General features: G+C 71.2%; 20 protein-coding genes. 15 read left to right on the top strand and 5 right to left on the bottom strand.

Going from position 1 to position 24,581, the window contains the following annotated elements:
* Nucleotides 1-11 precede the first annotated feature (11 nt).
* From ACSEEN_RS10670 to ACSEEN_RS10640, 7 genes are all read left to right on the top strand, one after another.
* Complete coding sequence (locus tag ACSEEN_RS10670) at nt 12-1,574, top strand: carboxylesterase/lipase family protein (protein WP_440713150.1); 1,563 nt, start codon at nt 12-14, stop codon at nt 1,572-1,574.
* Nucleotides 1,571-1,972 (top strand): RidA family protein, encoded by a 402-nt coding sequence (locus tag ACSEEN_RS10665; protein ID WP_440713149.1) that lies wholly within the window; start codon nt 1,571-1,573, stop codon nt 1,970-1,972. Before ACSEEN_RS10670 ends, ACSEEN_RS10665 begins: the two co-directional genes overlap by 4 nt.
* Nucleotides 1,953-3,152, top strand: coding sequence for a winged helix DNA-binding domain-containing protein (locus ACSEEN_RS10660; RefSeq protein ID WP_440713148.1), 1,200 nt, complete (start codon nt 1,953-1,955; stop codon nt 3,150-3,152). The genes ACSEEN_RS10665 and ACSEEN_RS10660 overlap by 20 nt, the downstream gene beginning before the upstream one ends.
* Before the next feature lie 59 nt (nt 3,153-3,211).
* Nucleotides 3,212-3,925 (top strand): response regulator transcription factor, encoded by a 714-nt coding sequence (locus ACSEEN_RS10655; RefSeq protein WP_247865206.1) that lies wholly within the window; start codon nt 3,212-3,214, stop codon nt 3,923-3,925.
* A gap of 7 nt (nt 3,926-3,932) precedes the next feature.
* Nucleotides 3,933-5,432, top strand: coding sequence for a sensor histidine kinase (locus tag ACSEEN_RS10650; RefSeq protein ID WP_440713147.1), 1,500 nt, complete (start codon nt 3,933-3,935; stop codon nt 5,430-5,432).
* Between the two features lie 79 nt (nt 5,433-5,511).
* Complete coding sequence (locus tag ACSEEN_RS10645; protein ID WP_440713146.1) at nt 5,512-5,877, top strand: hypothetical protein; 366 nt, start codon at nt 5,512-5,514, stop codon at nt 5,875-5,877.
* 64 nt (nt 5,878-5,941) lie between these two features.
* Nucleotides 5,942-6,379 carry an HIT family protein gene (locus ACSEEN_RS10640; protein ID WP_247865203.1) on the top strand — a complete coding sequence of 146 codons (438 nt, stop codon included), beginning with the start codon at nt 5,942-5,944 and terminating at the stop codon, nt 6,377-6,379.
* 34 nt (nt 6,380-6,413) lie between these two features.
* Here ACSEEN_RS10640 and ACSEEN_RS10635 read toward each other — a convergent pair whose 3' ends face one another.
* The gene (locus ACSEEN_RS10635; protein WP_440713145.1) at nt 6,414-7,037 is read right to left on the bottom strand and encodes a TM7S3/TM198-like domain-containing protein; all 624 of its coding nucleotides are present in this window, start codon (nt 7,035-7,037) and stop codon (nt 6,414-6,416) included.
* Nucleotides 7,038-7,398: 361 nt separating this feature from the next.
* Nucleotides 7,399-9,564, bottom strand: coding sequence for a RecQ family ATP-dependent DNA helicase (locus tag ACSEEN_RS10630; protein ID WP_440713144.1), 2,166 nt, complete (start codon nt 9,562-9,564; stop codon nt 7,399-7,401).
* Nucleotides 9,565-9,718: 154 nt separating this feature from the next.
* Here ACSEEN_RS10630 and ACSEEN_RS10625 point away from each other — a divergent pair, with 154 nt between their 5' ends.
* The 4 genes from ACSEEN_RS10625 (at nt 9,719) to purD (ending at nt 15,698) form a co-directional block, all read left to right on the top strand.
* Nucleotides 9,719-10,984 carry a bifunctional glycosyltransferase family 2/GtrA family protein gene (locus tag ACSEEN_RS10625; protein WP_247865200.1) on the top strand — a complete coding sequence of 422 codons (1,266 nt, stop codon included), beginning with the start codon at nt 9,719-9,721 and terminating at the stop codon, nt 10,982-10,984.
* Complete coding sequence (locus ACSEEN_RS10620) at nt 10,981-13,161, top strand: ArnT family glycosyltransferase (protein ID WP_440713143.1); 2,181 nt, start codon at nt 10,981-10,983, stop codon at nt 13,159-13,161. The genes ACSEEN_RS10625 and ACSEEN_RS10620 overlap by 4 nt, the downstream gene beginning before the upstream one ends.
* Nucleotides 13,162-13,227: 66 nt before the next feature.
* Entirely contained in the window at nt 13,228-14,439 is a 1,212-nt protein-coding gene (locus ACSEEN_RS10615; protein ID WP_247865198.1) for a low temperature requirement protein A, read from the top strand.
* Between the two features lie 5 nt (nt 14,440-14,444).
* Nucleotides 14,445-15,698 carry a phosphoribosylamine--glycine ligase gene (gene purD / locus ACSEEN_RS10610; protein WP_247865197.1) on the top strand — a complete coding sequence of 418 codons (1,254 nt, stop codon included), beginning with the start codon at nt 14,445-14,447 and terminating at the stop codon, nt 15,696-15,698.
* Nucleotides 15,699-15,869: 171 nt separating this feature from the next.
* Here the strand turns inward: purD and ACSEEN_RS10605 are convergent, their stop codons facing one another.
* The 3 genes from ACSEEN_RS10605 to ACSEEN_RS10595 form a co-directional block, all read right to left on the bottom strand.
* The gene (locus ACSEEN_RS10605) at nt 15,870-16,265 is read right to left on the bottom strand and encodes a DUF302 domain-containing protein (protein ID WP_440713142.1); all 396 of its coding nucleotides are present in this window, start codon (nt 16,263-16,265) and stop codon (nt 15,870-15,872) included.
* Nucleotides 16,266-16,307: 42 nt separating this feature from the next.
* Complete coding sequence (locus ACSEEN_RS10600; protein WP_247865195.1) at nt 16,308-16,589, bottom strand: metal-sensitive transcriptional regulator; 282 nt, start codon at nt 16,587-16,589, stop codon at nt 16,308-16,310.
* Nucleotides 16,590-16,666: 77 nt separating this feature from the next.
* Nucleotides 16,667-18,877 carry an MMPL family transporter gene (locus ACSEEN_RS10595; protein ID WP_440713141.1) on the bottom strand — a complete coding sequence of 737 codons (2,211 nt, stop codon included), beginning with the start codon at nt 18,875-18,877 and terminating at the stop codon, nt 16,667-16,669.
* Nucleotides 18,878-19,042: 165 nt separating this feature from the next.
* Between ACSEEN_RS10595 and ACSEEN_RS10590 the strand changes: the two genes are divergently transcribed.
* The 4 genes from ACSEEN_RS10590 to purB all read left to right on the top strand — a co-directional run bounded on the left by ACSEEN_RS10590 (nt 19,043) and on the right by purB (nt 24,581).
* A complete protein-coding gene (locus ACSEEN_RS10590) occupies nt 19,043-21,301 on the top strand; it encodes an MMPL family transporter (RefSeq protein ID WP_440713140.1) in 2,259 nt (752 codons plus the stop codon).
* Between the two features lie 72 nt (nt 21,302-21,373).
* Nucleotides 21,374-22,219: an SDR family NAD(P)-dependent oxidoreductase gene (locus ACSEEN_RS10585; RefSeq protein ID WP_440713139.1), complete on the top strand. Its 846-nt coding sequence runs from the start codon at nt 21,374-21,376 to the stop codon at nt 22,217-22,219.
* 95 nt (nt 22,220-22,314) lie between these two features.
* The gene (locus ACSEEN_RS10580) at nt 22,315-23,073 is read left to right on the top strand and encodes a helix-turn-helix transcriptional regulator (RefSeq protein WP_440713138.1); all 759 of its coding nucleotides are present in this window, start codon (nt 22,315-22,317) and stop codon (nt 23,071-23,073) included.
* A gap of 80 nt (nt 23,074-23,153) precedes the next feature.
* A complete protein-coding gene (gene purB, locus ACSEEN_RS10575) occupies nt 23,154-24,581 on the top strand; it encodes an adenylosuccinate lyase (RefSeq protein ID WP_298445144.1) in 1,428 nt (475 codons plus the stop codon).

The raw sequence follows: 24,581 nt of genomic DNA, 5'->3' as shown, positions 1-24,581 counted from the left end.
CACTGGAGACCGTGAGTGCAGACGCAGTGACCGTCGAGACCACCTTCGGCCCGGTGCGCGGATCCCGCGACGCCGACGTGGACGTCTGGCGCGGTATTCCGTTCGCGGCACCGCCGGTCGGCCCGCTGCGCTGGCGCCGCGCTCGCGACCCGCAGCCGTGGACTGAGCCGCGCGATGCCACCGGCTTCGGGCCGGTCTGTCCGCAGCCGACCATGCCGGTGATCGATCTCGGGCCGGGCACTACGAGCGACGAGGACTGCCTCTACCTGAACATCTGGTCGCCCGCGGGCGCCGCCGCCGAGGGCGAGCGCCGCCCGGTGCTCGTGTGGCTGCACGGCGGGGCGTACATCTGCGGCTCCGGGAGTCAGCCCCTGTACGACGGCACCGCGCTGGTCCGGGCCTCGCTCGACGAGGAACTGCCCGCCGTCGTCGTCACCCTCAACTACCGGATGGGCGCGCTCGGCTTCGCGCACTTCGGCGATCTCACCGGGGACGAGGCCGCATTCGACGCCAACTGTGGCCTGTCGGACGTGGTGCAGGCCCTGCGCTGGGTGCGGGCGAACATCGAGCGCTTCGGCGGCGACCCGGACCGCGTCACGGTCTTCGGCGAGTCGGCCGGCGGCGGCCTGGTCACCACGCTGCTCGCCGTCCCTGCCGCGGAGGGCCTGTTCGCCCGCGCGATCGCCCAGAGCTCCCCGGCGACCAGCATCTACGACCACGAGCGCGGGGTCCGCCACACCGAACTCCTGCTCTCCGAATTGCACGCGCCGGAAGGCGCCACCGCGGAGCAACTGCGGGGCCTGCCGGTGGCCGCGCTGGTCACGGCCAGCACCCGCGTCTTCAACGACGTCCCGATCCGCTACCCGGGCACCATCGCCTACGCGCCGGTGGTCGACGGCGATCTGGTGCCGCGCGATCCGGTGGAGGCGATCCAGGCGGGCGACGCGCACGACGTGCCGCTGATGATCGGCACCAACCGCGACGAGACGTCGCTCTTCAAATGGATGAAGGCGCCGCTGATGCCGGTCACGCAGGAGCAGGTCGGCGCCATGTTCGACCTGATCGCGCAGGAGCAGCCCGAGCTCGCCATCCCGCCCGAGGACCAGGTCTCCGGTGCGTACCGCGGCCGCAGTTCGGCCAAGTCCATGGGCATCTCCCGCGACCTCGCGTTCCGGATGCCCGCGCTCTGGATCGCCGAAGCGCACAGCCGCCGCGCCCCGGTCCACCTCTACCGGTACGACTGGGCTACGCCGCTGTTCCGGGTCCTCGGGATCGGCGCCACCCACGCCACCGAGCTGCCGTACGTGTGGGGCAACCCGGCGTCGACCAAGCTCGACATCAGCTACCGGCTCGGCGGCCGCAAGACCGGCGCCAAAGTGCGCCGGCGGATGCAGCAGCGCTGGCTCGGCTTCGCCGCCGGCGGTGATCCCGTCGCCGACTCCCCGGCGCTCTGGCAGCCGTACACCACCGACGGTCAGCATTCCCTCCTGATCGGCGCCGAGGACACCGCGGTGACCGAACTGGACCGGAACCTGTTGCGCGCCTGGGGTTCCGACGTGCTGAGCTTCCGGTGAGCGGGCCCGGCGTCCGGCGGATCCACGCCGCGGGACTGCACGACGGCGGGTTCTCGCACGCCGCGGTGGCGCCGGCGGGGGACACGCTGTTCACCGCGGGCATCTCGCCGCTCGACTCGTCTGGGGCCCTCGACTCGCCCGGCGATCCGGTGGCCCAGACGCGCCGCTGCCTGGCCGATCTGGCCACCGTCCTCGCCGCCGCGGGTGCGAGCCCGGACGGCCTGGTCAAGCTGACCGTCTACGTCGTCACCGACGACCACGACGTGCTCGGCCAGGTCTGGCGGATCGTCGACGAGTGGTTCGCGGTGACCCCGCCGGCGATCGTGCTCGGTGTCGCGGCGCTCCCGTACCGGGGTCAGCGGGTGGAGGTGGAGGCGATTGCGTCCGTCCATCGGTGACGATCAGCGACGCGCCCGGCTGCAACTCCGGCAGTTCCCCGCGCCCGGACCGCGGCCCGCGGACTCGCCCGTCGCACTGGCCGGCACGCTCGCGGGGCTTCACGCGACGACGTCGTCGACCGTGCACCTGTCGGCCTGGGCCCGCGACCCGCGCGTGCGCCCCGGCGACCTGGAGTCCGCCCTCTACGCCGACCGGGCGCTGGTCAAACAGCTCGCGATGCGGCGCACCCTGTTCGTGCTGACCCGGCCGCTGCTGGCCGCCGCGGTCGGGGCGATCGGCGCTCGGGTGGCGGCGTCGGAGCGGACCAACATGCTGCGCGAACTGCGGCGGAGCCCGGTCAGCGGCACCGAGGCCGCGGTACCCGACCCCGAGGGCTGGATCGCCGCGGCGAGCGAGGCGGTGCTCGCGACGCTCGCCGCCGAGTCGCTCACGACTGCGCAGCTGCGGGCCGCGCTGCCCGAGTACGACCTGTCCGTCGACGTGCACCCGGGCAAGACCTACGGCGGGGCGGCGCCGATGCTGCCGCGCCTGCTGAATCACCTCTCGGCCCGCGGCGACATCGTCCGCGGCGACGGCGCCGGGTCGTGGAACACCGCCCGCAACACGTGGACCACTATGACCTCGTGGCTGGGCGCGGAACTGCCGCACGCCACGCCCGACGACGGCCATGCCGAGCTGGTGCGCTGCTGGCTGCGCACCTACGGCCCGGGTACCGAAGAAGACCTCGTCTGGTGGCTCGGCTCCACCAAGACCGCGGTGCGCAAGACCCTGTCGGCAGTCGACGCGGTCGAGGTGGCCCTGGACTCCGGCGACGTCGGCTACCTGCTGCCCGACGACCTCGACGACGTCGAGCCCGGGCCACCGCGCGCCCTGCTCCTGCCGGAGCTGGATCCCACCACGATGGGCTACAAGAAGCGCGACTTCTACTTGGGGCCGCACGCCGCCGAGATCTTCGACGCCACCGGCAACGGTGGGCAGACGGCGTGGTGGGACGGCCGGATCGTCGGCGGCTGGATCCGGCGCCCGGAGTCGTCGTCCGTCGAGGTGCTGCTGCTGGAGGACGTGCCCGCACCGGCGCGTCGCGCGCTCGATCTGCGCGCCGAAGAACTGGCCGCGTGGCTCGGCGAGGAGAAGCTGGTCACCGGCTATCCGTCGCCGCAGACGCGCAGGCATCGCTGACAGCGACCTCACAGGAATCATCCAGGCGGGATGCAGCGGCTCGGTAGATTGTGGTGACCATGAGTTCATCGAGCCTTGCCCGGCCCGCGAAGGTCCTCGTCGTCGACGACGAGGAGAACATCCGCGAGCTGCTGTCCGTCTCGCTGAAGTTCCAGGGCTACGACGTCACCACCGCCACCGACGGGCCGAATGCCGTCGACCTGGCCAGATCGGTGCGGCCGGACGTCGTCGTGCTCGACGTGATGATGCCGGGCATGGACGGCTTCGGGGTGCTGCGGCGACTGCGGGCGGACGGCATCTCGGCGCCCGCGCTGTTCCTCTCGGCCCGGGATTCGGTGGCCGACAAGGTCAATGGCCTGACCATCGGCGGCGATGACTACGTCACCAAACCGTTCAGCTTGGAAGAGGTGATCGCCCGGCTGGAGGTGCTGCTGCGGCGCAGCGGTTTCGGCGACGAGGCCGCCGAGCCCACCCGGATCCGGTTCGCCGATCTGGAACTGGACGACGAGACGCACGAGGTGTTCAAGAACGGCGAACTGGTCGCGCTCTCGCCGACCGAGTTCACCCTGCTGCGCTACTTCATGGTCAACGCCGGGACCGTGCTGTCCAAGCCGCGGATCCTGGACCACGTCTGGAACTACGACTTCGGCGGCGAGGTGAACGTCGTCGAGTCGTACGTGTCGTACCTGCGGCGCAAGATCGACACCGGGCCCAAGCGGCTGATCCACACGCTGCGCGGGGTCGGCTACGTGATGCGCGAGCCGCGGGAATGACCGGGCCGTGACCGCCGCTCCGCCGCCGGCCGCTCCGGCGCCCCCGTCGGTCGTCCCGCCACCCCCGGCCCGTGCCCGGCGACGCGGGATCCCGCTGCGGATCTCGCTCGTCGCGCTGACCCTCGCGCTGGTCGTGGTCGGGCTGGTGGCCTCCGGTGTCGCGGTCACCTCCGCGATGCGCAGTGACCTGATGAACCGTGTCGACGGCAGCCTCATCGAGGCGACCAACACCTGGGCCCGGCCCCTCCCGCAACCGGGGGACGGCACCCCGGATCACCGTCCCGGACCGCGCCGCCCGCCGTCGAACTTCTTCGTCCAGCTCAGCGCCGGGAACGAGCAGTTCACCGTCAGCGACTACGACTGGCTGCCGGACCTGTCCAGCCTCCCGAACGGCGACATCGGTCCCCGGACCGTGCCGTCGGCCAGCGGTGGCCCGGACTGGCGGGTGATCCAGCGGACCAACGGCACCAGCAGCGTGGTGGTCGCCACCCCGCTCAAGGACCTCGACGACACCCTCAGCCGATTGATCTGGCTGCAGGCCGGGATCGGCCTGCTGGTGGTCGCCGCGCTCGGCCTGCTCAGCTATCTGCTGGTCAACTCGTCGCTGCGGCCGCTGCGGCGGGTCGAGGAGACCGCGCACGCGATCGCCGGTGGCGAGTCCAACCAGCGCGTCCCCGAGTTCCGGCAGGGGACCGAGGTCGCGAGCCTGGCGTCGTCGCTCAACGCGATGCTCAGCCAGATCGATTCGGCCTTCGCCGCGACGCGCGCGTCCGAGCAGCAGGCCCGGGCGTCCGCCGAGCGGGCCCGGGGCTCGGAGGACAGGATGCGGCGCTTCGTCGCCGACGCCTCGCACGAGCTGCGGACCCCGCTGACCTCGATCAAGGGCTTCTCCGACCTGATCCGGGCCGGCATGATGCCCGATCCGGCGGACGGCGTCGCCCGGATCTCCGCGGAGGCCGACCGGATGAGCCTGCTGGTGGAGGACCTGCTGATGCTCGCGCGGCTCGACGCGCAGCGGCCGCTGGCCAAGTCGCCGGTGGACATTCCGGGTCTGGTCGACGACGCGGTGGCCGCGGCCCGCGCGGCGGCGACCGACCGGGAGATCATCGTCGTCGACCGCACCGATCGTGACCGGCCGCCGTACGTGGAGGGCGATCCCGCCCGGCTCACCCAGGTGCTGCGGAACCTGATCGGCAATGCGATCACCCACGCGCCCGAGCCCGCGCCGATCATCGTCGAGCTGTCCGCCGACGACCATCGGGTGCGCGTCGAAGTGATCGACCAGGGGCCGGGCCTGTCGGAGGACGACGCCGACCGCGTCTTCGAGCGCTTCTACCGGGGCGACGACTCCCGGCACCGTGACTCGTCGTCCGGCGGCAGCGGCCTCGGCCTGTCCATCGTGGCCGCGCTGATCGCCGCGCACGACGGCACCGTCGGCGTGGCGTCCCGGCAGGGGGAGGGCGCGCGGTTCTGGTTCGTCCTGCCACGGCTCGATCTGCCGGAGTGACCTTCGGCCCGGGCCGGGCGCGTGAGATGAACCACAGTGGGATGCGTGCCCTACTCTTCCTCTGACGACTGAGAAGGCGGTGACTCGTATGGGATGGGGCGGTGTCCGATACCGGCACGACGAGTACATCGCGATCGACGCGCCCGATCCGTATCGCGAAATCGTCGTCCGGCTCCACCGGGTCGCCACGCACGTCATCGAGTCGGGGTCCGGGGAAGTGTCGGGCTGGGTCGGTTCGGCGTTCTTGTACCGGCTGTTCGGCGTGTGCAATCGGTTCGGCCGCGAGAACCTTCCGCTGACGATCCGGGCGCGCGTGGAGGGGCAGGGCGCGCACGTGTCGATCAGCGACCGCTCCGGTCCCTGGATCTACGGTTCGGACACGCTGCTGACGCCGGTGTACGAGGTCCACGCCGACATGATCCTGTCGATACTGCGCGCGGTCTGAGTCGCCCGGCCGCCCCTTGTCTGGTCCGGGTGCCGACACCGCCCGCGCCATCTAGGCTGAGGTCATGGCTTCGATTTTCAGCAAGATCATCAACGGAGAACTGCCCGGGCGCTTCGTCTGGAAGGACGGCCAGTGCGTCGCGTTCCTGACCATCAACCCCGTCACGCCGGGGCACGTGCTGGTGGTGCCGCGCAAGGAGATCGACCACTGGGAGCAGATCGACACCCCCACGTTCACGCATCTCTCGGATGTCTCGCAGAAGCTGGGACGGGCCATCAAGGAGGCCTACGACGCCCCGCGCATGGGTCTGCTGATCGCCGGCCTCGAGGTGCCGCACCTGCATATCCACGTGTTCCCCGCGTGGAGCGAGGACCTGTTCGACCTGCGGGCCGCGGAGAAGAACCCGGATCCGGACGTGCTGGACGAGTCCGCCCGCCGGATCCGCGCCTCGCTGCGGGCGATGGGCTACCAGGAGAACGTGCCGGACGAGCCCGCTTCCTGACGACGACGGCCGCGGTGGCCGCGCCCCGGCGCGGTCACCACTGCTGTTGCAGGTCGCTGTTGCGGCCGATCACCTTGGCCTGCGCGATGATCCCGGTGATCACGAACACGAAGTACAGCAGGTACCACCACCAGCCGTGCGAGACGCGCGCGGTCACGTCGCCGTCGCTGAACTCCGAGGTGCGGATGGTGTCGGACAGCAGCATCAGGCCGCCGACGATGGCCGTGGAGCCGCCGAGCGCGCTCAGCACCACGAGCAGGATGGCGGGCAGGTTCATCGCGAGCGCGGCCCAGGCCAGCAGGACGCCGACCACGACGCCGACCACGATCACCAGCCAGTTCCAGTCGACGCCGACGGCGGCCATCACCGCGGTGCCCAGCGCGAAGCCGATCGACGCCATCGCCAGCAGGACCGCCACCGCGTAGTAGAGGTAGGCCAGCAGCGCGAAGACGACCGCGAGCAGGATACCGACGACCCACCCCAGCGCCGAGGTGAGAAATCCCTGGTCGCCGATCGCAGAGACCAGACCCGCGCCGAAGTTGAAGCCGACGAAGGCGCCCCAGACGGTGATGACGATGCGCATCGCCACCACGCCGCGCAGACAGAAGACGGCACCCACGAGGATGGCGACGATCCCGATCACGATGTTCGACGTCATGCGCAGATCGTAGCCTTCCGCGGGCCGGCTCGTCGGCCGCTGGCTGAGGTGTGAACCCACCTCCGAGCCGCACCGCGCCGGTGATCCGTCGCGGATCCTGTCGCCGGGCGGCAGACGTCGCGGATCCTGTCGGATCCGTCGGCGAATCCGCGACAGATTTCGGCCCCGGCAGGATCCGCGACAGATCGCCCCGGGCGTCGTCGACGACGCGACCTCGTCCGGGTGGCGGTGCTGGCGTTTCGCCATCCTGCGGGCGATTCCGGACGCCGCTGGTCAGGTAGCGCCCGCACAATCCAAGTTCGCTCGCACCGTCCAAGTTCGCCCGCACCGTCCAGATCCGCACGATCGCGCGGCCGGGCCGTCAGACCGACTGGTGGATCAGCAGCGGCAGTACCGGTCCCGCGCCGGCCTCGCGGAGCGCCGCCGCGGCGAGAGCGATCGGCCAGGTCGAGGAGGTCTCGTCCACGACCAGCAGCACGCTCTCGCCGGTCCCGGCGGGCGGCTCGCCGAGCCGGTCGCGCCAGTGCGCCGCCTCGGCGGCGCCGTTGGAGTCCCGGCCCGGCCCGGGGCCCGGCTGCACCGGATAGTCGTCGCCGCCACGCCGGCCGACCGCCCGCAACCTCGCGGCGAGTTCGGTCGCCATACCGGTGCCGAGGTCGAGCCCACAGATCAGCTCCGGCCGGATCCCGGCCCGGCCCCACTGGGCCAGCACCTCGACCGCGGCCCGGGTCAGCTCGTCCCACGCCTGCTCGCGTGCGGCGGCGTCGCCGGAGCCCCGGATCGCCCGCAGGGTGTCCTCCCACTGCGGTGCATCGGCGAAGGCGAGCACCCGCCCGGTCTCGGCGAGCTGTCCGGCCGGGATCCGGCCGCGGGTACCGAAGACGCCGCCCGGCCACATCTTGCGCGGCTCCAGGACCTGCGCCTGCCGTCGCAGCGCCGCGGAGACCGTACCCAATGCTTCACGTGGAACGGTCTCGGTCAGCGGCGGCGTCAGGGCGCGGCGGCACACGCTGCAGCGCCCGCAATCGGCGGCGCGCGGATCGTCAAGGGCCTGGGTGAGCAGCTTCATCAGGCAGTCGCGGCCGCCGATGTAGCGGCGCATGATGTCGGCCTCACGCCGCCGCACGGCCAGGACCCCGGCGTAGTGCTCGGCGTCATACGACCAGCCCTGCCCGGTGCGGACCCAGCCGTCGGCGGTCCGTTCCACTGCGCCGTCGACCGCGAGCTGCTTGCACATCAACTCCACCCGCGTGCGCCGCATGCCGGTGAGCGCCTCCAACTGCGGCACGCTGACGGGACGGTCCTCGGCGGCCATCGCGGACAGCAGCCGTTCCATCCGCTGCGGGTCGGGGATGGTGGCGGTCGCGAAGTACTCCCACACGGCCTCGTCCATCGCCGACGCCAGCAGCACCACGACGGCCTCGTCGAGCGCACGGCCGGCACGACCCACCTGCTGGTAGTACGACACCGGTGACGGCGGTGCGCCCACGTGCACCACGAAGCCGAGATCGGGTTTGTCGAAACCCATCCCCAGCGCGGAGGTGGCGACCAGGGCCTTGACCCGGTTGGCGAGCAGATCGTCCTCCAGCCGGTGACGCTCGTCCGGCGGCAGCTGGCCGGTGTACGCGGCGACCGGATAGTCGTCGCCGTGCACCGCCCGGATCGCCGTCACCAGCCGGTCGGCGTCGGCGACGGTCAGCACGTAGACGATCCCCGAACCCGGCAGCGACGGCAGCTGGTCGGCCACCCAGCCGTACCGCTCGATCGGCGAGAGACCATCGATCACGTTGAGGTGCAACGACTTCCGGGCCAGTGGCCCGCGGAGCACCAGCGTCTCGGTACCGCCGCCCGATTGCAGTTGCTGCGCGACGTCGTGGGTCACCCGCTCGTTGGCGGTGGCCGTCGTGGCCAGCACCGAGGTCTGCGGATTGAGTCGCTGAAGGACGTCGGCGACGCGCCGGTAGTCGGGCCGGAAGTCGTGGCCCCAGTCGGAGATCGCGTGCGCCTCGTCGATCACCACCAGCCCGAGCCGCCCGGCGAGGGTGTCGAGCACGCGGCGGCCGAAGCCGGGATTGGCGAGTCGTTCCGGGGAGACCAGGAGAACGTCGAGCTCCCCGGCGGTCAGGTCGTGCTCGATCGCCGCCCAGTCGTCGACGTTCGACGAATTCAGCGTCGCCGCCCGCAGACCGGCCCGCGTGGCCGCCGCGACCTGGTCGCGCATCAACGACAGCAACGGTGACACGATCAGCGTCGGGCCACCGCCGGTCGGATTCGGCCCGCTCGCCGCGTTCCCGGCGCCGGCCTGCCTGATCACCGCCGTCGCCGCCCAGTACACCGCTGACTTGCCCCAGCCGGTCGCCTGCACCACCAGCGCGCGGGCGCCGGGCGTCGCCAGCGCGGCGACCGCCGTCTCCTGGTCGGGCCGCAGCCGGGCGTCGGGCCCGGCCAGGGCGGCGATCACCCGGCCGGCCACCTCCTGCTGGGCCGGATTCAGCTGGATCGGCCCCGCCATGCTCGACTCCGTCATGCCCCGAATCTATCGGTCACCGCCGACAACCAGGCGGCGTCGTCCACAGGCCCGCACGAGTGATGCCCGGTTGTCCACAGGCAGCTGAGCGCACACAGGAAGCTCCCAGCAACAGTCCAGGCGGGCTCCAGCGGCGTCGAACAGGCTCTGCACCATGACAACCACCATCGATCCCGAGCCGGCGGAGACGGAGCCCAAGGCGCCACCGCCACCGGTGCTCGACGTCGTCGTTCCCGTCTACAACGAGGAGCGCGACCTCGAACGCACGGTCCTGCGGCTGCGCGAGCATCTGGCCGCGCAGGTGCCGTACACCGCGCGCATCACCGTCGCCGACAACGCCAGCACCGACGCCACGCTGGCGATCGCGCAGCGGCTCACCGAGCGTTTCGACGGGCGCGACGGTGCCGCCGTCCGGGTGGTGCACCTCGACGAGAAGGGGCGTGGCCGGGCGCTCACCCGGGTGTGGGGGAGCAGCGACGCGCAGATCGTCGCCTACTGCGACGTGGACCTGTCGACCGATCTGAACGCGCTCATGCCGCTGATCGCGCCACTGATCTCCGGCCACTCGGACGTCGCGATCGGTACCCGGCTGAGCCGGTCGTCGCACGTGGTCCGGGGCGCCAAGCGCGAGTTCATCTCCCGCAGCTACAACCTGATCCTGCGGCTCGGCATGCGCGCGCACTTCTCCGACGCGCAGTGCGGCTTCAAGGCGATGCGCACCGACGTCGCCCGCGAACTGCTCCCGTACGTGGCCGACACCGGCTGGTTCTGGGACACCGAGATGCTGGTGCTCGCCGAACGGATCGGTCTGCGGATCGCGGAGGTCCCGGTCGACTGGGTCGACGACCCGGACAGCTCCGTCGACATCGTCGCCACCGCCGTCGCCGACCTCAAGGGCTGCGCCCGCGTCGGCTGGGCGCTGGCCGCCGGACGACTGCCGATCGATCAGCTGCGCCGCAATCTCGGCCGCGAACGCGACGACGGCCCCGACCTGCGCGGGGTGCCGACCGGCATGACCGGCCAGGTGATCCGCTTCGTCACCGTCGGCGTCGTCTCCACCGCCGCCTACGCGCTGCTGTATCTGCTGCTGCACGGCTACGTCGGCGCGCAGATCGCCAACTTCCTGGCGCTGGCGATCACCGCCGTGCTGAACACCGCGGCCAACCGGCGCTTCACCTTCGGCATCCGCGGCCGGTCCGGCATGGTCCGGCACCACGTGTTCGGCTGGGCGGTCTTCCTCTTCGGCTGGGCGGTGACCGCGGGGGCGCTCGCCGGACTGCACGCCGGGATCCCGCACGCGAGCCGTGGCCTCGAACTGACCGTTCTCATCGTCGCCAACCTGGTGGCGACCGTTACCCGCTTCGTCGGACTCCGCTGGGTCTTCGTACGACGCAACCCGAACCTGGAGGTTCTTTCATGAGTACGACGATCGCTCCGCCGGCCCCGCCCGCCGAGCCGCCCGCCGCGGCGGAACCGGCGGGCAGCGCCGCGCCGCAGTCGAGTCCGCGGACCCTGCTGGTCGAGCGGCTGAGTCTCGGCGCGCTCCTGGTCGGTACCCTGATCGCCTACCTGTGGAACCTGTCCGCCAACGGCTGGGCCAACTCGTTCTACACCGCCGCCATCCAGGCCGGCTCCAAGTCGTGGAAGGCGTGGTTCTTCGGGTCGTCGGACATGGCGAACTCGATCACCGTCGACAAGCCGCCCGCCTCGCTGTGGATTCCGGGGCTGTCGGTGCGGGTGTTCGGCCTCAACTCGTGGTCGGTGCTGGTGCCGCAGGTGCTGATGGGCGTGGCCACCGTCTGGCTGCTGTATGTGATCGTGAAGCGGTACTTCGGCCACTGGGCCGGGATCGGCGCGGGCCTGGTGCTCGCGCTGACGCCGGTCGCGGCCCTGATGTTCCGGTTCAACAACCCCGAGGCGCTGCTGCTGCTTCTGCTGACGGCCTCGGTGTGGGCGATCATGCGGGCGATCGACACCGGCAGATGGAAGTGGCTGATCTGGAGCGGCGTGGCCGTCGGCTTCGCCTTCCTCACCAAGCAGTTCGCCGCGTTCCTGGTGCTGCCCGCGCTGGTGATCGCGTTCTTCGCCTTCGCTCCGGGCACCTGGCTGCGCCGGGTGGGGCAGTTGTTCGCGGCGCTCGGCGCGCTGATCGTCAGCGCTGGCTGGTGGATTCTCACCGTCGAACTGTGGCCGGCCGGCTCGCGGCCGTGGATCGGCGGCTCGCAGCACAACTCGATCCTGGAACTGACCTTCGGGTACAACGGCTTCGGCCGGCTCGACGGCAACGAGCGCGGACCGGTGGTGCTCGGTGGGCACGGCGGGTCGTACGGGGCCGGCGGCATGTTCGGCGGCACCGGCGCCGAGGGCTTCCCCGGTGGCGGCTTCCCCGGCGGACGCCGCGGCGGCATGTGGGGGCAGGCCGGCTTCTGGCGGATGTTCCAGCCCGAGCAGGGCGGCCAGATCGCCTGGCTGATCCCGACCGCGCTGATCTTCGCGGTGGCCGCGCTGGTCCTGATCGGGCGTGCGCCGCGCACGGATCGCCGTCGTGCGTTCATCGTGCTCTCGGCGATCTGGATGCTCACCACGATGGTCGTGTTCAGCTACATGCAGGGCATCTTCCACAGCTACTACACCGCGGCGATCGCCCCCGCGCTCGCCGGCCTGGTGGCCGCGTCGGCCGCCGTCTGCTGGGGACAGCGAGACAAGCTGTGGGTGCGGCTGGTGCTGGCCGCCGGTGCGGCCACGGCCGCGATCTGGGGCTATGTGCTCCTGAACCGTGCGCCGGACTTCGTGCCGTGGCTGCGCTGGGTGGTGCTGATGGTCGGCGTGCTCGCCGCCGTGGCGCTGATCGTCGTGCGCAAGGGTGTCGCCGGATACGCCGTCGCGGCGGCGGCGATCGTCGCCGCGCTGGCCGGCCCGGCCGCCTACACGTTCGACACGATCGGCACGCCCGCCGAGGGCTCGATCATCAGCGCGGGTCCGCGAGTGGCCGGCGGGTTCGGCCCCGGCGGCGGTCACATGCCCGGAATGCGCGGCGGCATGCCCGGTGGACGCGGCGGCTTCGGCGGCGGAAACGGTATGCCGAACGGCTTCCCGGGCGGCGCGGGGATGCCCGGCATGCCCGGCGGTACCGGGCAGCACGGCATGACGATGCCCGGCTTCGGCACGGGCCACCAGAGCGGCAGTCGCCGCGGCGGTGGCGGCGGTGGCCTGCTGATGGGCTCCAAGCCGAGCGAACAGGTGATCGCGACGCTGCGCACCGACGCCGACCGGTTCACCTGGGTGGCTGCGGCGGTCGGGTCCAACGAGGCCTCCGGGTACCAGATCGAATCCGGCTACTCGGTGATGCCGATCGGCGGATTCAACGGCACCGACCCGTCGCCGACGCTGGCGCAGTTCCAGAAGTACGTCGAGCAGCACAAGATCCACTACTTCATCGGCGGGAACAGCGAGTTCGGTGAGGGCTTCGGCGGCGGCTTCGGCGGCGGTGGCCGCTCCGGGACGTCGTCGGAGATCCGCGAGTGGGTCGAGGCGAACTTCACGCCGACCACGGTCGACGGGGTCACCCTGTACGACCTGACCGCTCCGAAGAAGTAACCGCCCGGTCGCGAACTCGCGGCTCTTGCGCTGGCACGCGCCTACGGCACCGATTACCGTAGGCGCGTGCCAGTGCGTTCACAGCTGATGAAGATGACCGGCCGCGACCCTCATGAAGAGGGGCGCGCCGGCAGCAGCCTGGAGATCCTGTACGACCTGGTATTCGTGGTCGCCTTCTCGGTGGCCGGGGTGCAGCTGGCCGAGTACGCCGCTGAGGGACATTGGCTGCCCGCGATCGCCGGCTATCTGCTGACCACCTTCGCCACCATCTGGGCGTGGATCAACTTCGCCTGGTTCTCGTCGGCCTTCGACACCGACGACTGGTTCTACCGGCTGCTCACCCTGCTGCAGATGATCGGCGTCAGCATCATCGCGATCGGCATCCCGCCCGTCTTCTCGTCGATCCACGAGGGCGGCCATGTGGACGTGACCGTGCTGGTCATCGGCTACATCGTGATGCGGCTCGGGATGATCACCCAATGGCTGCGGGCGGCGCTGCAGGCCCCGGACTACCGGCGGACCGCACTCGCCTACGCCCTGTTCACCGCGATCGCGCAGGTCGGTTGGGTGATCCTGATATTCCTGCCGACCGGGCTCTGGGCCACCCTGGCGATCGGGCTGGTGCTGGTCGGAGTGGAGATGGCCGGCCCGTTCGTCGCCGAGACGCGCATCCGGGCCACGCCGTGGAATCCCGAGCACATCGCCGAGCGCTACGCCACGCTGATGGTGATCACCCTCGGCGAAGGAGTGGTGGGCACCGTCGCGGTGCTGCAGGCGGTCGTCGGCCGGGAGGGCTGGAGTCACGAGACGGCGGTTCTCGGACTGGCCGCGATGGGCGTGACGTTCATGATGTGGTGGCTGTTCTTCCTGATGCCCAACGGTGCGATTCTGGCGCGGCGCCCGGAGAAGTGCTTCGGATTCGGCTACGGCTATCTGCCGCTGTTCATGGCGTGCGCGGCCGTCGGCGGCGGCCTGCACGTGGTGGCGTTGTGGATCGAGCGGCACGCGACCATCGGCCCGGTCGCGGTCGTGGCGACCACGGCGGTTCCGCTGGCGGTGTTCTGCCTGGGGCTGATCGGGATCCACGGATGGCTGGTCGGCGGACATCGGGTGCTGTGGCCGATGGGTATCGGTGCGACGGCGCCGATCGTGCTGGGTCTGGTGCTCGCGGCGGTGGGAGCACCGGTGTTGGTGGGCACGGTGGTGGTGTGCCTGGCGCCACTGATACCGGTGGTGATCGCCGAGGTCGCGACCGACGAGAGCGATGCCCTAGGCTGACCTGCGTGCGAGTACTCGTGATCGGCTCGGGCGGCCGCGAACACGCCCTCCTCCTCGGTCTGGACCGCGACCCTTCGGTGACGCAGCTGCACGCGGCACCGGGTAACGCCGGCACCGCCGCGGTGGCCGTCAACCACCCGGTCGACGTCGCGTCACCGGAGGAGGTCGTCGGGCTGGCCCGTTCCGTCGAGGCGGATCTGGTGGTGATCGGACCCGAGGTGCCGCTGGTCCACGGCGTCGCCGATGCGCTGCGTGACGCCGGTTTCGCGACCTTCGGTCCGGGTGCCGCCGCCGCCCAGATCGAGGGCTCCAAGGCCTTCGCCAAGGACGTCATGGCCGCCGCCGGGGTGCGCACCGCACGCGCCGAGGTGGTCGACGAGCTGGCCGGGCTTGACGCCGCGCTCGACCGTTTCGGCCCCACCTGGGTGGTCAAGGACGACGGTCTCGCCGCCGGTAAGGGCGTCGTGGTGACGCCGGATCGCGCCGCCGCCCGCGCTCACGCCGCGGACTGCCTGGAGCACGGTCATCCGGTGCTGCTGGAGAGCTTCCTGTCCGGCCCGGAGGTCTCGCTGTTCTGCCTGGTCGACGGCGACACCGTGGTGCCGCTGCTGCCGGCCCAGGATCACAAGCGCGTCGGCGACGGCGATCAGGGCCCCAACACCGGCGGCATGGGCGCGTACACGCCGCTGCCGTGGCTGCCGCCCGAGATGGTCCAGCGGATCGTCGACGAGGTGGTGGCCCCGGTCGCCGCCGAACTCGTCCGGCGCGGGACCCCGTTCTCCGGTCTCCTCTACGCGGGTCTGGCGATCGACGACGAGGGGCCGGCCGTTGTCGAGTTCAACTGCCGCTTCGGTGACCCGGAGACCCAGGCCGTGCTCGACCTGCTCGAATCCCCCCTCGGCGAGGCCCTGAACGCCGTCGCCACCGGCACTCTCGCCGACCTGGCGCCGCTGCGCTGGTACGACGGCAGTGCGGTGGTGGTCGTACTGGCCGCCGAGAACTACCCGGGCACCCCGCGCACCGGCGACGCCATTACCGGCGCGGACGGCGAGGGGATCCTGCACGCGGGCACCAAGCTCGGCGCCGACGGCGAGGTGCTCTCGGCCGGCGGCCGCGTGCTGTCGGTGGTCGGCCGCGGCCCCGATCTGGCCGCCGCTCGCGCGCAGGCCTACCAGCGGCTCGCCGCCGTCACGCTCCCCGGTTCACACTTCCGCACCGACATCGGCCTCGCCGCCGAGGAGGGCCGGATCTCGCTGTAGGCGAGCGGTGCCGCGCGGACGAGCGCGGCCCCGTGCCCGGGGCGCCGTGCCAGGCTGTCCCGACCGTGGCGTAGACGAGGCGACTCGCGGCCGGATCCGGGATCTCCCCAGGTCATGCGCACGGCCGGAACATCTACGCCACAGTAGGGACAGCTGTCCGCCGAGATACGGTCAGAGGGCGTCGATCGCGGCCTGCAGCCGGGTCGTCACCTCGTCGGCGACCTCCGCCAGTGCCGGATTGTCGTCCACGACGGTCACCATGATCTGCGGGTTCATCGCCTCCACCAGCACGCGGCCGGCCTCGGCGGGATCCTGCCGGACCACCACGTTGCAGGGCAGCAGCAGCCCGATCTGCTTCTCCGCACTCACCGCGCGGTGCGCCATCGGGGGGTTGCAGGCGCCGAGGATGAGGTAGTCCTCCATATCGACGTCGATCTTGTTCTTCAGCGTGGCCGACATGTCAATCTCGGTGAGCACGCCGAAACCCTGTTCGGCGAGGGCGGCGCGGACGCGGCCGGCCACCTCGGGAACGGTGCCGGGGACGGCGGTGGAGAGGGCGATCTGCATGGGGTTCTCCTTACATTTCCGGAAGGTGGGGGTCGGCGCGCGTCAGGCCAGCGCCAGGAACAGCTTCTCCAGCTGGTCCACATTGAGGCTCTCGCCGGTCTTCTCGCCGTCGGGCCGCTCGTCCTCGGCGAGGCACTCGCGCAGGCCGGTGGCGACGATCTTGAATCCGGCGCGGTCGAGCGCCCGGGACACCGCGGCGAGCTGCGTCACCACGTCCTTGCAGTCCCGGCCGTCCTCGATCATGTTGATGACGCCGGCCAGTTGTCCGTGCGCCCGGCGCAGGCGGTTGATGATGGTGGCGGTGGCCTCGTCGTCGCCGATCATGGTGAGTCCTTTCGTTCGTCTCCCGCATTCTATGCCCGCCGGGGTATCGACGGTGGGAGCGTCGTTCGCCGACGGTCTCAATGCTTGAAGCTGATCTTCGGCAGCAGCCGATCCAGCCACCGCGGGCTCCACCAGGCGCCGTGCCCGGAGATCCGGAGAATGGCGGGCAGCAGGATCAGGCGGATCAGGAGCGCGTCGAGCAGCACCGCGACGCCGAGGATGATGCCCATCTCCTTCGGCGGCAGCGGATCGGCGAGGGCGAACGAGAAGAACACGGCCACCATCACCGCGGCGGCGGCGAAGATGATCCGGCCCGAGTAGGCCATCGCGTCGACCTGGGCCTGGTGCGGGTCGTCGTGGTGTTCGTAGTGCTCCTTGGCGGTGGCCAGCAGGAACACCGTGTAGTCCATCGCGATCGCGAAGATCATCGCGAAGAAGAACACCGGGCCCCAGCCGTTCAGGAAGCCCTGCGGCTGGAAGCCGAGCAGGCTGGCGCCGATACCGTCACCGAAGATCAGCTTGGCGACGCCGAACGCGGCCGCGGTCGACAGCAGGCTGACGACGGTGCCGAGGAGCGCGATCACCGGTGCGCGCAGGGCGACCAGCAGGAGCAGGAATCCCAGCGCCAGGATGGTTCCGGCCACCCGGGGGAACCAGGTGTTCAGTGCGTCCTGCAGGTCGAGGTTCTCCGCGGACGGGCCGCCGACGATCGCACCGTCCGGCATGGCCCGCCGCAGCGAGTGCAGCGTGCCGCGCATCGAGGGATCCGACGGATCGGCCTTCGGCACGGCCTGGATCATCACCAGGCCGGAGTCGTCGGCGGCGGGTGCGGCGGGCATCACCATGGCGATCCCGGGGTTCTTCGCCGCGACGGACGACGCCTGCGCCGCCTCGCCGGCCGGGGCGATGACGGTCAGCATGCCCGGCACGCCGGGGCCCATCTCCTGGGCGATGATCTCGTAGCCCTGGCGGACCGGGGCGTCCTGGGGGACCACCGCGATCGACGGCATGGCGACCTTGAGTCCGAAGACGGGCGCGGCGAGGGCGACCAGGATGCCGATGGCGATGACGGCCGGTCCCCACGGGTGGCGGTGCAGGAAGTGTCCCCACTTGGTGAACAGCGGCGACGCGCCGTGGTGGCCCTTGGACCAGGGGAGCGAGCCGGCGTTCACCTTGCCGCCGAGTGCGGCCAGGGTGGCGGGCAGCAGGGTGAGGCTCGCCGCGAGGACGAAGACCACGGCCAGCATGATGCCGACCGCCATGGTCCGGACCGACGGCGCGGGCACCATCAGCACCGCGGACAGACTGACCAGAACGGTGAGCCCGGACAGCAGGATCGCTTTACCCGCGGTGTCCATCGTCTCCGAGGTCGCACGGACCGCGGCACGTCTCTTGCCGGCGTCGTCGAGCCCGTCGGGTTCCTGCAGCGCGTAGGCCGCGCGGAACCGCGCGACCATGAAGAGCGCGTAGTCGATGCCCAGGGCCAGGGCGAACATCATGGCGAAGTTCATCGCCCACACCGAGATCGGCGTGATCATGTTGAGCAGCACCAGCGCACCCGCCGACGCGACCAGACCCGCCAGCGTCAGCAGCAGCGGAAGTCCGGCGGCGACGATGGAACCGAAGGCCACGATCATGATGGCCAGCGTCAGCGGCCACGAGAACATCTCGGCCTTCATCATCGCGTCGTGGTTGGCCTTGTTGAAGTCGCTCCACAGCGCCGACGAGCCCGTCGGATAGACGTCGATCCCGTCGCGGGAGAGCGCGGTGATCTCCTTCTTGTGGTCGTCGACGGCCTTCACCATCTCGTCGGTGTTCGCGTTCGCGCCGATGATCGCGATGGCGGTGCGCCCGTCCGGACTCACGGTCATGCCGGGCTGCGGCGGGATCACCGCCGCGAAGCGGTCGTCGGCGTGGGCGATCCGGTCGAGCCCGGCGAGGATCTGGGACTCTCCGGTCTGGTTCAGCGGCCCGGACTCGGAATGCAGGACGACTTGGATCGCCGCCGAGGAGTTGCCGCCGAAGTGTTCCTGGGCGAGTTCGCGGACGTGGACCGACTCGGAGCCGTTCGCCTGCCAGCCGGCTCCGGCGAGCGACGAGAACACCGACGGTGCCGCCGCGCCGAGGCCGATCACCAGGATCGCCCAGATGCCGAAGACCCACCGGCGATGGGTCGCCGCCCAGGTTCCGAGCCGGGCGAGGGGGCCGGGGCCGGTCGTGGTGGCTGTGGTGCCGGACTGTTCGTCGGGGGTGTCGCCGGCCGGGGCCGGCGGGACGTCGATGCTCATGCGATGACCTTTCGTAATACCCATGGGGGTATATGACTGACGGCCAATATACCCCTGAGGGTATAGGGGGACAAGGCTGCGATCTGGACGCGTGGCGGCCGTCGGGCCGTGACGCAGGTCCCGCGGCAGTTGCGCGATCTGTACAAGCGGCCGCGAGCACCGGCGATGAACACTGAGTCGGTGCTGACATCAACTACCCGGAGGAGCCGGAAACGGCTGGTCACGACCGCCGTGGTGCTGCTGCTCGCGGTTGCCGGAGTGCTGCTGTTGCCGTCGACGATCGCTCGGCTCGGCTCGGGCGGCATGACCGCCGACTCGGCCGAATCGGTGCGGGCCGAGCGGCTGCTGAAGGACCGGTTCCCGGCGGCCGACCCCGACGTGGTTCTGCTCCTGACCCCGGCCGGCGGCGACTCCGCCGCGGCTCGGCGCGTCCTCGACGCGGTGGCGAAGCGGCCGGAGGTGACGCAGGTGCACTCCTCCTTCACCGATCTTCCCGTCGACGAACTCCGTTCCGGCGACACCGGTCTCGCCTTCGTCACCGTGCGGCCCGGGACCTCGCCGGCCGATCTGCTGACGATCGTCGACGACGCTCGCGACACCGGGCATGCGCGGAACGTCACGGTCACCGCCAGCGGAAACGGAGTGATCGACGGCTCGATCGACGCGATCGCCGAGGCATCGCTGGTGCGGGCCGAGCTGATCGCGGCGCCACTGGTCGGGCTGATCCTCGTCGTCGTCTTCGGGTCGCTGTGGGCGGCGCTGATGCCGCTGGTGGCCGGAGGGGCGGCCGTCGCCATCGCCATGCTGGGGCTGAGCGTCCTCGCCCGGGTGACCGAGGTGTCGACCTTCGCCCTGAACCTCGCCACCGCGATCGGGTTCGGCCTGGCCGTCGACTATTCGCTCTTCATCATCGCCCGGTGGCGGGAGGGCCGGATGCTCGGCATGTCCGCCGAAGAGGCGCGGGCGCTGACCATCCGTACCTCGGGGCGCACCATCGTGTTCTCCGGCGTCACCGTGGTGATCGCGATGGCCGCCCTGCTCGTCTTTCCCGGCTACTTCCTGAAGTCCCTGGCCTACAGCGGAATCCTGACGGTGACCACCGTGATGGTCGTGACGGTGCTGATCGTCCCGTGGATGCTGGTCGCCCTCGACCAGCGGGCCGTCCGCCGCTACGCGTGGAGCCGGTGGGCCGCCGTCGAGCACGACCCGTCCGCGGTCGTCGTTCAGCGACCGCCGAGCCGGGCGCGCGTCTGGACGAGCGCGGTGCTGATCACCGGTGCGCTGCTGGCGGTCGCCGCACCCTTCCTGAGCGCCGACTTCGTCCTGCGCGACTATCGCGAGCTGCCCTCGGGCGACCTCGCTCGCGCCGGTACCGAGCAACTGGCGGACGAGTTCCCCGAGCTGAGCCGGAACGCGGTGAACATCGCCTTCCCGGACACGCCCGACCCGGCGACGCTGGGCGCGGTCGCCGATCGGCTCGCACGCGTGGACGACGTCCGCGCGGTGCGCTGGGCGGGTGGCACGACCACGACCGTCCCGGCGTCGCACGGCCCGGCGACGACGGCGACCGCGCCGCCCAGTCCGTTCGACGCGATGGTGTTCACGGCACCGGACGGTGCGAGCTGGATGCGAGTGGACCTGTCGGTGGATCCCGAATCGCCCGGGGCGGCGGCCGCGGTCCGCGCGATCCGCGAGGTGGTGAGTGAGCACGGCGGGCTGGCCGGTGGGCAGACCGCGGCCCTCGTCGACAGCACCGAGGGGATCAAGAAGAACCTGCCCTATGCCCTGGCGGCGATCGTCGTGGTCACGGCGGTGCTGCTGTTCCTGCTCACCGGCTCGGTGGTGCTTCCGCTGATCGGTGTCGCGCTGTCGGTGCTGTCGCTCGGCGCGACCTTCGGCTCACTGGTGTTCATCTTCTCCGAAGGGCACTTCGCCGGGCTGCTCGGCGGCTTCACCGCGTTCGGCGCGATCAACGTGACCGCCCCGATCCTGCTCTTCTGCATCGCCTACGGGCTGTCGATGGACTACCAGATGTTCATCCTGTCCCGGATCGCCGAGGAGCGATCCGCCGGACGCAGCAGCGAGGAGGCCATCCAGGTCGGCATCTCGGCGACCCGCCGGGTGATCGGCGCCGCGGCCGTCCTGATCGCCGTCGTGCTGGCCGCGATGGCCACCTCGGGCCTGACGTACCTGAAGATCCTGGGGTTCGGCCTGGCGGCGGCGGTGCTGGTCGACGCCTTCGTCGTCCGCCTGTATCTGCTGCCCGCCGCGATGCGCATCTTCGGCGACGCCGTCTGGTATCGGCCGTCCTGGCTCGACCCCGTCTACCAGCGCTTCCGGCTCTCCCACGGTGCGGGACCGGCCGCCGAGTGCGGACCGGAAGCCGGCGACGGCCGCAAGCCGATCGCCGCCGTGGCCGACTGATCCGCCCGGCGACATCGCACCGCAACGAGGTGCCGCGCGACCGGCGCGGCACCACCGACAGAAAGGCAACCCATGACCGAGCACGACCTGTCGCACCTGCACGTCGCCGTCACCGGCGGAGCGCAGGGCATCGGTGCGGCCACCGCCCGCCGGCTCGCCGCGCGGGGCGCCGCCGTGAGCATCGGCGACGTCGACGTGCCCGCGGCCGCCGCGCAGGCGGCCGCGATCGATGCCGCGCACGGCCGCGGCCGCTGCTTCGCCGCGGAGCTGGACGTGCGCGCGGAACCGGACTTCCGGCGGTTCCTGGCCGCGGCCGGGGACTTCCACGGCACGGCCATCGACGTCATGGTGAACAACGCCGGGATCATGCTCGTCGGACCCTTCCGCGAGGAGGCCGTCGCCCTCACGGACAAGCAGCTCGCCGTCAACGTCGGCGGCGTCGTGAACGGCACCCGGGTCGCGCTGGAGGTCTTCGAGGACAGGGGCTCCGGGCATGTCGTGAACATCGCCTCGGTGGCGGGCCGCAACGCCTTCGCGAACATCGCGACGTACACCGGCACCAAGCACTTCGTCTACGGCTTCACCGAGGCCCTGCGCAGCGAATACTCCGGCACCGGCATCGAGTTCACGACCGTGCTCCCGAACATCGCCAAGACCCGGCTGGGATCCGGCGTCTCCGGCGTGAAGATGGTGCGCAAGAGCGATCCCGAGGACATCGCCGAGGCGATCGTGGCCGCGATCGCGAGTCCGGCGCCGGCGACCTACATCCCGCGCACCCTGGCGCCGCTGTCCGGTCTGGCGCAAGCCGTCCCGTCGGCCGTCCGCGACCGGGTGTTCGGCCTCCTCGGTGCCGATCGGGCGCTCGTCGACACCGACGACGCCGAGCGGGCGGCCTACGACGAGGTGCTGGGTCGCTGAGCGCGGGGCGCCGGCGGTCGCGCCGTCGGCCCGCGGGGGACTACCGTCGGCGACCGGACGCCGGGGTGCCGGACGCGGCGAGTAGGGAGTTGTCGATGACGGTGGCCTGGCGCGGCGAGGTGGTCGACTACGGGACGAATGCGGCGATGTACGTCGGCGCCTTCTGCCCGACCGCGCAGCACCGGCACTACGCGATCCAGCTGATCGACTGCCCGGGCGGGCTGTCGCTGCGCGTCGGCGCGACGAGCCACACCGGCGCGACCGCCGCGCTCATCGGTTCCGGCGTGCCCCACCGGCTGACCTCCGGCGGCGAGGGCACCTTCGTGTACGTCGCGCCGCACTCGGCGCACGGCCGGGCGCTGCGGAATCGGCTGCGCACCGACGGCGATGGCGAGGCGCTGGTGTCCACCGCCGATCGGACGGCCGCCCGGAGCGGTGCGCACGCCTGGACGCTGCCCGACGACCACGCCGGCGCCGGAATCGCCGACGAGATCGTGCTCTGGATCGGCGATCGGGTACGCCGCGCGCCGCATTCGCCGCTGTACCTCGCCGACGTCGCCCGGCACTTCCACCGTTCCGGCGCCGCCGTGAGCAGGTCGTTGCGCGAGGAGCTGGCGGTGAACTTCGCGTGCGTGGTCCGCTGGGAGCGACTTCGACTGGCGATCGATCTGATCGCCGGCGGCGCGTCGTGCACGCGCGCCGCCCACGACGCCGGCTTCTACGACGGCTCCCATTTCACGCGGGTGTGCAGATCGATGTTCGGGATCCCGCCGAAGCTGCTGGAACTCGGGTGCCTGGCACCGGCGGACATCGACGACCTGCCGGCCGGACTCGGTCCGCGGGAGGTCTCCTGACCGCGCGCCGGGTGCGGTCGTCTGCCGCGCGGGATCGCGGATTCTCCCGAGCGTCCGTCGAGCCACTAGACTGGCTCGACGTGGGTAAACCTGCCATCAGCAATGTCCTGGCCAGCCGCTACGCCTCCGAAGGCCTCGCCGAGATCTGGTCGCCGCGGAACAAGATCATCCTCGAGCGCCGCCTCTGGATCGCGGTCCTGAAGGCCCAGCGCGACCTGGGCATCGACGTGCCGGACGGTGCCGTCGACGACTACGAGCGGGTCGTCGATCAGGTCGACCTGGAATCCATCGCCGACCGCGAGCGGATCACCCGGCACGACGTGAAGGCCCGCATCGAGGAGTTCAACGATCTCGCCGGGCACGAGCAGATCCACAAGGGCATGACCAGCCGCGATCTGACCGAGAACGTGGAGCAACTGCAGATCCTCAGCTCGCTGCGGTACGTGCGCGGACACGGTGTCGCCCTGCTCGCCCGGATCACCGAGCGCGCCGCGCAGTACTCGTCGACCGTGATGGCCGGTCGCAGCCACAACGTGGCCGCGCAGGCCACCACCCTCGGCAAGCGCTTCGCCTCGGCCGCCGACGAGCTGATGACCGCGCTCACCCGGCTCGACGAGTTGATCGCCCGCTACCCGCTGCGCGGCATCAAGGGGCCGATGGGCACCAGCCAGGACATGCTCGATCTGCTCGACGGCGATGCGGCCAAGCTGGACGCCCTCGAGGGCAAGGTGGCGCAGCATCTCGGTTTCGATCGGGCGCTGACCTCCGTCGGCCAGGTGTATCCGCGGTCGCTCGACTACGACGTGGTCTCGGCGCTGGTGCAGCTGGCCGCGGCGCCGTCGTCGCTCGCCACCACCATCCGGCTGATGGCCGGGCACGAGCTGGTCACCGAGGGCTTCCAGCCCGGCCAGGTCGGCAGCTCGGCGATGCCGCACAAGATGAACACGCGCAGCTGCGAGCGGGTGAACGGTCTCGCGGTGATCCTGCGCGGCTACGCCTCGATGACCGGCGAACTGGCCGGTGCGCAGTGGAACGAGGGCGACGTGTTCTGCTCGGTGGTGCGCCGCGTGGCGCTGCCCGACGCCTTCTTCGCCATCGACGGCCTGATGGAGACCTTCCTGACGGTGCTCGCCGAGTTCGGCGCCTACCCCGCGGTGATCGCGAACGAGCTCGACCGGTACCTGCCGTTCCTGGCGACCACCAAGGTGCTGATGGCCTCGGTGCGCGCGGGCGTCGGCCGCGAGACGGCCCACGAGGCGATCAAGGAGAACGCCGTCGCGGTCGCCCTCGCCATGCGTGAGGAGGGTCGCGAGCCCGACCTGCTCGACCGGCTCGCCGCCGACGAGCGGATCCCGCTCGACCGGGCCGCGCTCGACGCGCTGATCGCCGACAAGTCCGCCTTCGTCGGCGCCGCGGAGGCGCAGGTCGGGCAGGTGCTCGCCGCCGCGGCGGCGGTCATCGAGAGCGACCCGCAGGCCGCCGCCTACGCCCCGGCACCGATTCTGTAA

Source organism: Gordonia marina, assembly GCF_052036135.1.
GTDB lineage: Bacteria > Actinomycetota > Actinomycetes > Mycobacteriales > Mycobacteriaceae > Gordonia.
Note: the sequence above shows the minus strand (reverse complement) of the source record. Positions and strands in the feature narration are given on the sequence as shown.

Coding starts and splice junctions, on each gene's coding strand:
- ACSEEN_RS10595 (WP_440713141.1), bottom strand. CDS start 18,877: ATGAGCATCGACGTCCCGCCGGCCCCGGCCGGCGACACCCCCGACGAA.
- ACSEEN_RS10635 (WP_440713145.1), bottom strand. CDS start 7,037: ATGACGTCGAACATCGTGATCGGGATCGTCGCCATCCTCGTGGGTGCC.
- ACSEEN_RS10620 (WP_440713143.1), top strand. CDS start 10,981: ATGAGTACGACGATCGCTCCGCCGGCCCCGCCCGCCGAGCCGCCCGCC.
- ACSEEN_RS10605 (WP_440713142.1), bottom strand. CDS start 16,265: ATGCAGATCGCCCTCTCCACCGCCGTCCCCGGCACCGTTCCCGAGGTG.
- ACSEEN_RS10630 (WP_440713144.1), bottom strand. CDS start 9,564: ATGACGGAGTCGAGCATGGCGGGGCCGATCCAGCTGAATCCGGCCCAG.
- ACSEEN_RS10590 (WP_440713140.1), top strand. CDS start 19,043: ATGAACACTGAGTCGGTGCTGACATCAACTACCCGGAGGAGCCGGAAA.
- ACSEEN_RS10585 (WP_440713139.1), top strand. CDS start 21,374: ATGACCGAGCACGACCTGTCGCACCTGCACGTCGCCGTCACCGGCGGA.
- ACSEEN_RS10600 (WP_247865195.1), bottom strand. CDS start 16,589: ATGATCGGCGACGACGAGGCCACCGCCACCATCATCAACCGCCTGCGC.
- ACSEEN_RS10580 (WP_440713138.1), top strand. CDS start 22,315: ATGACGGTGGCCTGGCGCGGCGAGGTGGTCGACTACGGGACGAATGCG.
- ACSEEN_RS10640 (WP_247865203.1), top strand. CDS start 5,942: ATGGCTTCGATTTTCAGCAAGATCATCAACGGAGAACTGCCCGGGCGC.
- ACSEEN_RS10625 (WP_247865200.1), top strand. CDS start 9,719: ATGACAACCACCATCGATCCCGAGCCGGCGGAGACGGAGCCCAAGGCG.
- ACSEEN_RS10655 (WP_247865206.1), top strand. CDS start 3,212: ATGAGTTCATCGAGCCTTGCCCGGCCCGCGAAGGTCCTCGTCGTCGAC.